Here is a 13189-nt window from a genome sequence, read left to right on the forward strand (position 1 = left end):
ACTGAATAACTTATGAAAAATGTAATTGAGATGAAAAAAAGTCGCATTCTGCTTCTTGCTTTGATGTTCCTTTTCGGGATAAACGCTCAGGGACAAAACACCCTAACGTTACACACCGACCAGGCCAAAACCAAAATCAACAAAGAGATTTATGGCCATTTTGCCGAGCACTTAGGTCACTGTATTTACGGTGGTATCTATGTGGGAGTTGATTCGGATATTCCCAACATTCGCGGTTTTCGCGAAGATGTGGTTGGCGCCCTTCAGGATATGAAAATTCCGTTGCTTCGCTGGCCGGGTGGTTGCTTTGCCGACACCTACCACTGGAAAGATGGCATTGGCCCTCAGCACAAAAGGCCATCCATTGTAAATGTTCATTGGGGCGGCGTTACGGAAGACAACAGTTTCGGGACACACGAATTTCTCGACTTCTGTGAATTAATTCATGCCGAACCGTACATCAACCTGAATGTTGGTTCCGGAACTGTACAGGAAGCGTCGGAATGGGTCGAATATGTGACTTCATCCAACGACAGCCCGATGACGAAACTCCGGAAAGAAAACGGTCGTGATAAACCATGGAACGTAAAATACTGGGGAATTGGTAACGAAAACTGGGGCTGTGGTGGAAACATGACGCCGGAATATTACGCCGATTTATACAATCGCTTCGCCACTTATTGCCGGGGCAATTTGTACCGCATTGCCGGTGGCCCAAATGTGGACGACTACAACTGGATGAGGGTCATCATGCAGAAAACTTCCCGTCATCCATATCTCGTTCAGGGCGTTTCGCTACACAACTACACCTTCACCACCAGTTGGACCGACAAAGGTTCGGCCACAGATTTCGATGAAGGAGGGTGGTTTTCGGTATTGCAAAATACCCTGAAGATGAAAACGCTGATTGAACGACACTCCAGCATCATGGACCAATACGATCCAAATAAGCGGGTTGGTCTGATTGTCGACGAATGGGGAGACTGGTTCAATGTAGAGCCCGGAACCAATCCCGGGTTTCTGTATCAGCAGAATACGCTAAGGGACGCATTGGTGGCCGGCATCAATCTCAACATGTTTAACAACCATGCCGACCGGGTAAAAATGGCCAACATCGCCCAAATGGTGAATGTACTGCAAGCCGTTATCCTGACGAAAGGAAAGGAAATGGTGCTGACACCTACCTACTATGTATTCAAGATGTACAGCGTTCACCAGGATGCGACCATGATTCCGGTCAACCTCAATTGCGATGACTACGAATACAACGGAAAATCAGTTCCTGCGGTTAGTGCATCCGCTTCGGTGAAAGACGGCGTGGTGAGCATTACACTTTGCAATCTGAATCCTGAAAAGGCAGAAAATATTGATTTGACCTTAACCGGACAGGAATTTGCTTCTGCAAGCGGACAGGTCATTACCTCCCCCAATATGAATGACTATAACAATTTTGGACAAAACGAAAAGGTAACGCTAAAAGCTTTCGATGTGAAGAAACCAAAAAACGGCAAACTTTCGGTCGAGCTTCCTTCGAAATCCGTAGTGCTGGTTCAATTAAAATAGATTAATACCGTTTAATGAATGAAAAAGGGAATAGATGAAATACGTCATCTATTCCCTTCCATTTATAGTAACTGCGACTCTACTCATTCGCTACATTTCCCAGAACGTACTTCAATGAAAACCTCCAACCATAAAATCCAGTTGAAACCTCGTTCTCTCCATTCACGTGCCCTGAAAACTTGATATCAAAGTCGGCCTTTGGAGATAAAGGAATATTAAGCCCTGCAATTCCGGATAGTCCTACGCGAGAGATATTCACTTCACGTGCATATTCAACATAGTATTCTGTATGAGAATTAAAATTCCAGGTTCCTGCCACTCCAATATATGGCTGAATGAATTTGGGCCTATACCACTTCACTGATAACGGCACATCCAATGCATAAGTTGTATTCTTTAGATTCACTACTGTTTTAGGTTCGTGATAATCAAACGACATCATCGTCAGACACACTTCCTTTTGAAAAGAAAACGCCTTAGAAAAAGGCTTTTCCGAACCATATCCAACCTGAAACCCAATTTTAGGATTGTAATCCAGAAAATTAGGTCGCATACCATTTATTCCCAAAACAATACTTTGTTTCTTTTCCTGGGAAAAGGAGAGACAGCTAATGCCTAAAATGGCAATTAGTTGAACAATTTTTTTCATAGTCAATAGTTAGTTAGTGGATAGGATAATGAATACGCTGGTCTTCTTCAAATATATTCACAATCAATACTTAACTAAAGTAATAAATTGTTAACTATAAGAAAAATGTTCTACAGTATGCTCCTTTAATATTTTACCAACCGGAAAATGGCCGATGCATGAGGCCGCAATTCCACGCTTATCTTTCCATTCTTTACCGCCTCCGTTTTCTGCGTCCATAGATTATGGACGGCATAATCGCCTCTTGCTCCCAGCTCTGATAAACTAACTGAAATTACTTCCGGCTTTTCATCGGTTGTATTGAACAGGGCCACATATTTATCTTTTGAATCCGGAATATCAGCCGCCCAAACAATCAATCCATTGTTGTTCTTCAATTCCCTGTTGTTGATGCTGTGCTGATCAAGATCCAGCAATTCACCATTGGTAATTAGGGAATTCGTGAAATCGTCGTTGCTGGGCAAGTCGCCACCGAACATCAGCGGAGAACGGAACATCGCCCAAAGATTCATCAATGTATACTGCTCGTCTTTGGTAAAACCAGTCTTACGGGGCTCACCCCGTTCACCGCGAATGGAAATCCGCCCCAGCGGAAGCATATCGGCATCAGCCCAGTGGCCGGGACCGCTGTATGGAGCCCATTCCTTGCACAATTTAAACATCGGCTTCAGGTAGTTCCAGTTATCCCAGAAATCGTCGCAAATACGCCACATATTGGCGTGTGTCATGATGTGTTTGCCTTTGGCCAACGGCGTTGCTCCGGGCGAAGTACTCAGCACCATCGGTCGCCCACACTGGTCGATGGCTTTCCTTATCATTTCAATCTCCCCCTGATGATACGGGCGAGACAGATTATCGACCTTCACAAAATCTACTCCCCACGAGGCATACAAATCGAACAAGGAATTGTAGTAAGCCTGTGCACCTTCTTTGGTCGAATCGACCGTATACATGTCGCGCAGCCATTTGCATTGCTGCTCTTTGGAATAGATATCCCGGGCGTGGTATTTCGAATCGACAATCGGCGTGTTCTTCTTCACGGCTTCTACCGGGATTCCGCGCATGATGTGAATGCCAAATTTCAATCCTTTGCTATGAATGTAATCCGCCAACGGGGCAAAACCTTCTCCATCCGCAGCGGACGAAAACCGGTTAACTGCCGGTGTCAATCGTCCAAAATCATCCATGCAATAAATCGGGTCAGTCTGGTTGTAGCCGTGTGCCTTGGTATTTTCGACGTACCACCGAATATCGACAACGATGTATTGCCAGCCATATTGTTTCAAATGATCAGCCATGTAATCGGCATTGGCTTTTACTTCAGCTTCCGTAACGGTTGGTCCGTAACAATCCCAACTATTCCAACCCATTGGGGGTGTTTCAGCGTAAGCATAAAATTTAGTTGCGTCTTTTTTCTTCTTCGTTGCATGACAAGAGCCAAACGATAAGGCTACCAGAAAAACAATGACAAGACTGGAGATTTTGCTCAGATTCATAACGGTCTTTTATTTATCGGAAGCTAAAATAGAAAAGGTGGGATTTAGAACCAAACCCCACCTTTTACTTTCAATCAATCGCTATCCAAATATACTAAAACTAATTCTTCACTTTTTGATGTGACCTTTGATCATCGTGAAAGAGTGCGGTGCAAAGGAGTAGGTAAACTTCTCTGCATTTCTCACTTTGATATCGGGTTTTTTCTCGGTCTGTACCGTTGTCTTACCGAAATCATTTTCCGATTTTACATTCGGGCCGTTTACTTCGTAAACCTCGAAATTACCATCGAATTTGCCTTCCTCAGAAATTACGTCGGTCGGAATGGCTTTGTCCTTATTCCGGTTAACGACACAAATCGTTACTTCTCCGTTGTCGTAGGTAGTCGACACGTCGAGATAAGGAACATCCTTCTGCGTGGTCGTCGACTCCCCCAAACCAATCGGGAATTCTTTGGTGCTGTATGTACCGCAGTCAACATAGGTATCGAGCGAAGTACCTTTCACATTATTCGAGAACAACTGGAACGGGTAATAAATAGTTTGCTTAAACATTCCTTTCTCGGAAGTAAAAATCGGTGCAATCACATTGACCAACTGAGCCAGGTTCGCCATTTTCACCACATCGGCATTCCGGACGAACACATTCAGGAACTGTGCAATCACCAGCGCGTCTTCCAGGTTGTAATGCTCTTCAAGGGCACGGGTTCCGTGCATCGATGCTCCGGCGCGGGCACGGTACCATACGTTGTACTCGTCCCATGCAATGTGAATCGGCCCGCGATCGCCACGGTCAGCTTTTTCCATTTCACGGGCAATCATTCCTTTCACAATCTTCGTGCGCTGCTCACAAACCAACGGCGTCGACATGAAATCGTAGTAATTGTTTTCGGGATTTCCTACGTAAATATGCAACGCGATATAATCAACGACATCCCTTAGTTCGTGCAGAATCGTCTGATTCCAGGCATTCGGATCGGCATCCGGACGATAGTTCGAAGAACCGGCTGCTACCAGTTTAATATCCGGCGACGTCAGTTTCATCAACTTGGCAGCTTCACGCGCCTTTTTGCTGTAATCTTCAGCATTCAGGTGCCCCAACTGCCAGAAACCATCCATCTCGTTCCCCAGACTCCAGTATTTGATATCGTAAGGTTTTTCATGACCATACTTTTTGCGAAGTTCTGCGTAGTAAGGTCCGCTATCGACATTACAATATTCTACCCAGCGCTGTGCCTCCTCGATGGTACCGGTTCCCATGTTGACCGCAAAGTACGGTTCGCTGCCAATTTCCTTGGTATACTTCATGAATTCGTCGGTTCCAACCTGGTTATTTTCCAGGCGTCCCCAGGCCAGTTCAAGACGCGTCGGCCTTTTGTCTTTCGGACCAACTCCATCGAGCCAGTGATAGTTTGAGACAAAGTTTCCGCCCGGATACCGGACCAGCGAAACGTTTAGATCTTTCACTGCCTGCTTCACATCATTACGGAAACCATCTTTATCGGAAAGCGGTGATCCCGGATCGTAAATACCTCCGTAAACACAACGTCCCAGATGTTCGACAAAACTTCCGTAGATGTTTTTATCGACTTTACCGATCGTCCGATCGATATCGATTTTTATTCTGGCGTTTTGTGCCGAAAGGACTTGCGTCCCGGCCAAAAATGCCATAGCTGTCGCTGCAATGAGCAACGGCTTTCTCGTCTTCAAAATCTTCATCATCTCTTCTTAATCTATCGTTAGAAACACGTTTATTTTCAAAGTTTCACTTCAGGCCAGCCTTTATCGCTCCAGGTAATTTTCCGGATGAGCAGTTTAGGCCTTCCTCCGTCGTCACCATCATATCCATGAAAAACCAGGTAATCGACTCCATCAAAATGTACTACTGCATTATGGCCTACACCATGCCAGCGCTGATTTCCTGCCAGCACAATGCTACCTCCGCCTCTGGCCATCGGCTTTCCACTTTCATCGACATATGGCCCGGTTAATTTCTTTGCACGCCCTACAATCATTTTGTAGGTGCTGTTCACTCCTTTACAACAGTAATCGATGGAAGCAAACAGGTAATAATATCCATCCCGTTTGAAAATGAAAGGAGCTTCTATGGCATTGCCGCCTGCGTCTTTCGGATTGTCATCAACGGCCGGTGGATTCGGAGCGCTTGGGTCTGTTTTCCGCGAAGCAATAGTAGGAATGTTCGCAAGGTCGTCATCAACTGACATGGCATCTTTGCTCAGCTTCACCAGTTTTATTCCGTCCCAGAACGAACCGAAAACCAGGTAAGGTTGTCCGTGACTATCGAGCGCCATGTTGGGATCAATCGCATTCCAGTTTGTTTTCCCGGGATAGGACTGAATCACTTTCCCGTGATCCACCCATTTGAATTCCGGATCGGTAGGATCCAATGTCTTATTGGTTGCCAGCCCAATGCACGATGTGTTTTTGCCAAATGCTGACACCGAATAATACAGGTAATATTGACCATTATAGAATGAAATATCCGGAGCCCAGATATGGCCTTTAAAACCGGGGACAGCCTTCACAGCCCACTCGGGTGCTTTGGCAAAAACCGGATCTTCTTTCTTCCAATTTTTCATATCGGTTGAAGAATAAACCGTTATCCCCCATCCGGTGCAAAAGATATAGAAGGTATTGTTTTCACGAATCATTACCGGATCGTGCACAATGGTATTTTGAGCCAGAAGCGGCCCGAAAATAAGTACAAAGGCTGCAGTGAACAGCCCACTTTTCAATATTTTCAGCATTGGCTTCATACTTTGGTTTTATGATTGACTTTTCTTTCCCCAGACAGATCGCCCACTTCCGTTTAAGCCTGTGAACACAATGGTTGGAACACGTGGTGATGCCTCCCAATCGAGCTCACGAACAACGTTCAATTTCAAGGAGCCAACAGTCAGAATTCCTGTAGTTGAATTATACGACCATGTTCCGGTTACCGCACCGCTTGCTTTGTGATCCGAGCTCAACGTCATGGTTGATGAGGTTTGTTGTTTTCTGTACTGGTAATTTAAGGTGATAACCTCCCAGCTACCCGTCAGGTCACTTTCAGCAATAGCATCCTGTGGAACGGCCGCGTAACGCTCGGGTAATACAACCGGCCACCCATCCTCTGTCCATTCAATTTTTCGCACATGTCCCATCATAATAGCGTTGCTATATGCATTGCCATTGGTGTTTGCTGGAAGTCGGGCCTGCGAACAGTAATACCATTGATTGTTGGTTTCGTCTTTAAATACACAACAATGCGAGAATCCGACCCAACCAGAGTGATTATTGAATTTATACGGATGTGTAATTATCGGGAAGCAATCGCTTCCGCTGGCTGTCGATCCATCATATGAATAATAAGGTCCTGTAATACTTCTGGCCCGGCAGACTCTGGTGTTATAAGCCACCGACAATTCATCGTAGGCCAGGAACAAATAATAATAGCCGGTTTCTGCATTATACATGATTTCCGGACCTTCTGAGGCTTGCCACCTTGAACCATTTGTGCGGGTGTATATTCGGGTACCCCAGGTTGATTCATCGTTGATATCGAATTTGTGTAAAGGAAGACCAGTATCCGGGTTTAACTGAATGGCAACAATACCACTATGCCACGAGCCGTAAATCAACCAGTTTTCACCTTCCGGTGTCACAATCATGCTCGGGTCGATGGCATTGTATTTAAAGTAAGCGCTCCAGTCGTTCAAACTGCTTCGCGACCAATCAGTACCCCGATCCGATACGGAACAGACAACCATTCCATGATCTACCCACTGGTTACTTGACAAATCCGATGTTTCCATCATGCCTATAAAAGCCTTTTCAGTCCAGGAACTGTCAAAATTATCTGCAGTATTTACTTTACCTGTTTTAATATAGTTATCGACCACAACACTGTAGTACATGCGGTACTTGTTACCAACTTTGCGAATAACCGGCGCCCAGAATCCATACCTGGGCGAATCGATGGGGTTCAGGCCAACACGCGCCCGCATATTGTTCAGGGTGTCTTTCACCCAGGCCGGCTCGGTCGACATAGCCATTCCGATAAAATCCCAATGAACCAAATCTTTGGAACGACGTGCCAGAAAGTGACCATGACCAACATGCGCGTTGCCGTAAGATGCGTCGGTGGAATACATGTAATAGTATGTTCCATCGAACACCACACTCGGGTCGTGCACATTTGCCAGGTTCCATTGCGAACGGTCACTCCACGAAGCTATCGCTGAATAATCATCTGCGTAGGTTGGTGCGGTGTAATCTGTCGTCGTGCCAGGCTCCTTCGTTTTGATGCCTGTAGGTGCTATTTCGTCTTTTGTACACCCTGCAAGTGACACTGCAATTATGCCGACAGATAAAATGAGTAAATACTTTAGTTTCACGGATCATGAATTTATGTTAGAAACTCCCTTATCGACAAAAAATACGTCGATAAGGAAGTCTCTAATTTTAGAGTATGATTCCTACTTTACAACTGGATGAACACTCCATTTTGCTAAGAAAGCAGGTCCATTATCTTCGTTCTTGTTTGCCGAGTTACCTACAAGATTCGGGTTGGCATCAAGAGTAGATTGATAAATTGGGAAATATTCATGTCCCTTGTTGTAGTATTGGAACGATGAAGCGCTGGCGGTTTCAGCGGTAAGCTCATCAGTGTTGGCGGTGCCATCGAGCTTGTAATAACCGTGTTGAATCAACTGATTCATCCGACCAGCATCGTAGAAAAATCCCCAACGAAGCAAGTCGATACCACGTCCGTTTTCACAACCAAATTCTTTAGGACGCTCAACGTTGGCTATTTGCTCGAAAAGAGCATCAGCAGTCGGGAAGTCCGCAAGTTGAAGATCAGGAAGAGCCACGCGTTCACGTACCTGGTTAATGTAATCGATAGCCGTTTGTGTTGGGCCATTGATTTCATTTTCACATTCTGCTGCACGCAGTAAAACATCGCTGTAACGCATCAGGCGCAAGTTGATACCATTATGCAATCCGGTAGTAACAGAACTGATAATGTTGGCTCTTGCATAGGTCCACTTAGCGATTGATATACCTCCCTGAGCAGTGTTCGATACCGGAGTTTCGGTGATGTCTGTTTGATAAACCGTGTTGGTACGAGGATCGCCATTCGGATATGCGGCAGTTTTCACGCCGGTATCGCTGTTGTATTCATCTTCGTATGTGACCAAAGTCCAGTATAAACGAGGATCGAGACGGCCATCGGTACATTTCTCTTTTTTGAAGAGGTTATACAACCAGGGTGAGCCTGCCAGGTCACCCCAGCTACCGAATTCCTGAGAAGCATAGTTACTTTCTACAGCATTCCCCTGAGTTGCTTCCGAGCTAATATTTACCGGAGTCCACTCTTCATCGGTGCCGCCTGTACCATAGTCCATATATTGAACTTCGAAGAGACTCTCTGCATTATTTTCGTATGCCGGACCTTCTCTGAAGTTGTCACCATAGTCGGCCATCAGATGATAATTTCCGTACTTGCCGGCGATGATGTCTTTCAGCACCGTATAAGCTTCAGCGTATTTATGACGGAACATCAGTACACGAGCCAAATATCCGGCAGCAGAACCACATGTAGCACGACCTTTAGCCCATTCACCGCCATCATCCCGTGACGGTAAGATTTCCATCGCTGTTTTGAGGTCTGTCTCAACCTGGTCAAATACCTCGTCCTGAGTATTGTTGGCGGCATACATGGTATTGATGTCAGAATATGAAGCATAGTCTGTAATCAATGGAACCGTCTGGTAATAGGTAGCCAGTTCATAATATGCCAACGACCTGAGGAAGAGTGCCTGTCCTTTTATTTGATTATACGCATCTTGCGACATGTCAACCTTGTCAACTTTCGACAAAACAAAGTTTGTGCGGTTGACTACATGGTAGTTGTCACGCCATGGCCACAAGTTACCGATTGCGTCCGTAGCTGTAGCATTGAGGTTATCATATCCCAAATACCACTGTTGAGATGAGTTCCAGACTTCATCGCCACGTACAGCATCCAAAGTATAGCCAACGCGGGCAAATGTACCCTCGAGGCGAATACGGTTGTAGCACGCAATGATGGCCTCCTGAAGATCTGATTCTGTATTACCAAAATCGTAGGTTGTCTGATTGTTCGGATTCACAACATTGAGTTTGTCATTGCAGGATGACATGCCTACAATAAGCGCCAACGTTGCTAGTATTATAGTTAATCTTTTCATATCGATATCCTATTTATTATAGATAGATTACATTTTTAGAATGAGAAGTGTACTCCGGCCATTATGGTTCGTGGTGTTGGATACGAAGCATAGTTGTAACCAGGAGTGAATGTACCTCCTGCGAAGTCTACGTTGTAACCTTTGTATTTAGACAGTGTGGCCAAATTTTGACCCGATACGTACACGCGAACGCCATTAACGTAACCTCCGAACCATTTGTCAGGTAGGTTATAGCCCAACTGGACGTTGCCAATCTTCAGATATGATGCGTCTTGAATGAAACGCTGACTGAACATATCGTTGGTGATTGATCCCGTCGATTTGTACGCTACGCGAGGCACATTGGTGTTGTTGTTATCCGGTGTCCAGGCATTCAACAGATCAACGCTCTTGTTGAGTGCACCATAGGAACTGTGCAATGTGAGGTCAACAAAATCTACTGCTTTGAATTTTAAAGCTCCAAATGTTGATACGCTCAGGTCAAAACCTTTCCATTCAACCCGTGCATTCAGACCGTAATTAATCTTAGGTAAACCACTTCCGAGGAATGTTTGGTCATCGGCGGTAATTTCACCATCGTTGTTGAGGTCGGCATACGCAATATCACCCGGTTGTGCACCGTTCTGATTGACGTGATTACCTTTCGAGTTAACACGATTATCTATCTGGTCCTGTGACTGATATATACCCTGAGAAACGTAACCATAGAATGATCCAACTTCACGACCTACCTCTGTGCGGCTGTAACCATCGGTACGAGGTTCGTCTGAAACACCCAACTTCGTTACCTCGTTCTTGAGGGTGGATACGTTTGCAGAAATGTCATACTTAACAGCATGTTGATGATTGTGATATGCAAGCAGGAACTCAAGACCTGAGTTGATCATCGTTGCAGCATTCATCGTTACTGTGGTATTGGTAGCACCTGCACTACTAGGTACCGCTACACTGTAAAGAAGGTCTTCTGATGTTGCCTTGTACCAGTCGAAAGTAAACTCCAACTTATTGTTGAACATACCGAGGTCGAGACCAACGTCAACAGTTTTCTTCTTTTCCCAATGAATGGCTGTGTTTACATAGTTCGAGATTGCTGATCCGGTAACCTTATTATTACCAAAACTATAGGTATAGTTACCTCTCGACATCACATCCATGTATTGGTATTCACCGATGTTCTCATTACCAAGTTCACCATAGCTACCGCGAACCTTGAGTAGGTTGATAATCGATTTGGGTACAGGGAAGAAGTTTTCACGCTCAATACGCCAACCTCCTGATACAGATGGGAACCAACCCCAACGGTCCGTTGCAGAAAGACGGCTTGAACCATCACGACGTGCAGTTGCCGAAAGAAGGTATTTCTGATCGAAATTGTAGTTGATACGACCGATATACGATGCCAATACGTGTTCAGTCTCATGGCTGGTTGATGACGTCGTCGCTGCGTTGTTTACTTGCAGGAAGTAAGGTTCCGGCAAGTTAACACCTTTGCCTGTGAGCGTGTGAAAAAGCTCGTGCTCGAATGTTTGCCCCACAACTACATTGACGTGATTGCGGCCGAATTTACCATCGTAAGTCACCGTGTTTTCTATCAGTGCATCACTATAGTTACGATACCCCTCTGACAGATTCTCGTTACTCTTTGCCAGGTAGTTTGTTGTACTCTGAATAAATGCAGGCACAAATGTCAAATCCTTGGCAATGGTTTTGCTATACGACAGGTTCAGGTTGTAATTTAACTTGTGGTTGCTGCTCTGGAGGCCAATCATGTTGATCAGGTCAACATTGGCTGACCCTGAAGCCACAATGCGATCAACTTTTGTGTTCCTCTTTAGCAGATTATTTTCGAGCAGAACGTTCGTTACACGCAGGTCTCCATGAACGTCATCGTAGTAAGTACCATAACCGTAAGAATCGTAATGGTATTCTGTTGCAGCGGGAAGTTTGTCATCAAGAACCCAGGTAGATGGATCATAAGCCTTGATGGTTGGAGGCAAAAGCAACACCGAAGCCATCACAGGATATTGTGCACCATATAACCCTTGCACATACTCGTTAGCATTGCTGAGCGCCATATTATCCTGATCGCTGTGGCTATATACTACGTGCGTTTGGATTTTGACAAACTTCGTATCCATGGTATTGTTGATACGGGCCGTATAACGGTTGAAGTTAGGACCTGCACCTTCCATGGTTCCTTGCTGACCATAGTAGTCGAGTGCAATATTATACGTATTGTTTTCGCCACCTCCCGAGAGGTTAACGTTGTGATCCTGACGAATACCTGTTTTAAACGCCGCATCGAACCAATCAGTGTTCACTTTTGGCGTACCATCGGCGTTATACAAAGATTTTGGGCTTGTAGGATCGTATCCCGCAGGCACATCCATACCGCTGTTATTATATGCCATGGTGACGTACTGGCCATATTGTTTGGCGTTCATCACATCATACACACCTTTCTGCACCTGGTCAAATCCATAGTAGCCGCTGTAGTCTATCTTCATGGGCTGGTTCTTCTTACCCTGCTTTGTGGTGATGATAACCACACCGTTGGCAGCACGCGAACCATAAATTGCGGCAGCAGAAGCATCCTTCAGTACCTGAACACTTGCGATGTCGTTCGGCGAGAAATCACGGATGGATGTTCCCATGGGTACACCATCGACCACGTAAAGCGGTGCGGTGCTACCGAACGAACCTACACCACGAATACGTACGGTAGGGTCAGCTCCAGGTTGTCCGTCCGATGTAATTTGAACACCGGCAACTTTACCTTCGAGCATGGTTGAGATGTTTGAGTGGGATGTCTTCTTCATCTCGTCAGTGTTGACAACAGCAACTGAACCGGTGAGGTCAACCTTTTTCTGTGTACCGTAACCGATTACCACCACTTGATCGAGTTTTTGTAAATCCGAAACCAATGTGATGTTACCGAGTTCTGTTTTTCCTCCAACGGCTACGTCCATACTTTTGTATCCGATAAAAGATATTTGTAGCGTAGCATCTGAAGGTACAGGAAGAGAGAAGTTACCATCAATATCAGTAACCGTACCTTTGGTAGTACCCTTTACGGCAATAGTAGCACCGGGAATGGGTTGTCCTTTTTCGTCAACAATTTTACCTTTTACTGTTATATTGTCTGGCTGAGTCATTGACATCTGGCCGGCATTGCCGTTGCCATCTGCATAGGTTGCCGGTGCGAGCGCAAGCAATCCCGCCAGTATTAAAAATAAATATTTCATAGTATA

At 45.3% G+C, this 13189-nt stretch carries 8 protein-coding genes; 1 reads left to right on the forward strand and 7 read right to left on the reverse strand.

What is annotated here, in order from left to right:
* Positions 1-30 precede the first annotated feature (30 nt).
* Positions 31-1563, forward strand: coding sequence for an alpha-N-arabinofuranosidase (locus AC060N_RS16185; protein WP_479524718.1), 1533 nt, complete (start codon positions 31-33; stop codon positions 1561-1563).
* 79 nt (positions 1564-1642) lie between these two features.
* On the opposite strand, the gene AC060N_RS16190 is transcribed toward AC060N_RS16185, so the two are convergent.
* The 7 genes from AC060N_RS16190 to AC060N_RS16220 form a co-directional block, all read right to left on the reverse strand.
* Positions 1643-2212, reverse strand: coding sequence for an outer membrane beta-barrel protein (locus AC060N_RS16190; protein WP_479524719.1), 570 nt, complete (start codon positions 2210-2212; stop codon positions 1643-1645).
* A 125-nt stretch (positions 2213-2337) separates the two neighbouring features.
* Positions 2338-3708 (reverse strand): glycoside hydrolase family 27 protein, encoded by a 1371-nt coding sequence (locus AC060N_RS16195; protein ID WP_479524720.1) that lies wholly within the window; start codon positions 3706-3708, stop codon positions 2338-2340.
* Between the two features lie 108 nt (positions 3709-3816).
* Entirely contained in the window at positions 3817-5427 is a 1611-nt protein-coding gene (locus tag AC060N_RS16200; RefSeq protein ID WP_479524721.1) for an alpha-N-arabinofuranosidase, read from the reverse strand.
* Between the two features lie 35 nt (positions 5428-5462).
* Positions 5463-6482 (reverse strand): family 43 glycosylhydrolase, encoded by a 1020-nt coding sequence (locus tag AC060N_RS16205; RefSeq protein WP_479524722.1) that lies wholly within the window; start codon positions 6480-6482, stop codon positions 5463-5465.
* Between the two features lie 9 nt (positions 6483-6491).
* Positions 6492-8102, reverse strand: coding sequence for an arabinan endo-1,5-alpha-L-arabinosidase (locus AC060N_RS16210; RefSeq protein WP_479524723.1), 1611 nt, complete (start codon positions 8100-8102; stop codon positions 6492-6494).
* 81 nt (positions 8103-8183) lie between these two features.
* Positions 8184-9938 (reverse strand): RagB/SusD family nutrient uptake outer membrane protein, encoded by a 1755-nt coding sequence (locus tag AC060N_RS16215; RefSeq protein WP_479524724.1) that lies wholly within the window; start codon positions 9936-9938, stop codon positions 8184-8186.
* A 35-nt stretch (positions 9939-9973) separates the two neighbouring features.
* Positions 9974-13183, reverse strand: a complete 3210-nt coding sequence (locus AC060N_RS16220) for a SusC/RagA family TonB-linked outer membrane protein (RefSeq protein ID WP_479524725.1) — start codon at positions 13181-13183, stop codon at positions 9974-9976.
* Positions 13184-13189 lie beyond the last annotated feature (6 nt).

The sequence above is a fragment of the Prolixibacter sp. DSM 2831 genome (assembly GCF_056493735.1).

What these genes read in the sequence shown, in the direction of transcription:
- AC060N_RS16190 (WP_479524719.1), bottom strand. Translation starts at nt 2,212, where the DNA reads ATGAAAAAAATTGTTCAACTAATTGCCATTTTAGGCATTAGCTGTCTC.
- AC060N_RS16205 (WP_479524722.1), bottom strand. Translation starts at nt 6,482, where the DNA reads ATGAAGCCAATGCTGAAAATATTGAAAAGTGGGCTGTTCACTGCAGCC.
- AC060N_RS16195 (WP_479524720.1), bottom strand. Translation starts at nt 3,708, where the DNA reads ATGAATCTGAGCAAAATCTCCAGTCTTGTCATTGTTTTTCTGGTAGCC.
- AC060N_RS16200 (WP_479524721.1), bottom strand. Translation starts at nt 5,427, where the DNA reads ATGATGAAGATTTTGAAGACGAGAAAGCCGTTGCTCATTGCAGCGACA.
- AC060N_RS16185 (WP_479524718.1), top strand. Translation starts at nt 31, where the DNA reads ATGAAAAAAAGTCGCATTCTGCTTCTTGCTTTGATGTTCCTTTTCGGG.
- AC060N_RS16220 (WP_479524725.1), bottom strand. Translation starts at nt 13,183, where the DNA reads ATGAAATATTTATTTTTAATACTGGCGGGATTGCTTGCGCTCGCACCG.
- AC060N_RS16215 (WP_479524724.1), bottom strand. Translation starts at nt 9,938, where the DNA reads ATGAAAAGATTAACTATAATACTAGCAACGTTGGCGCTTATTGTAGGC.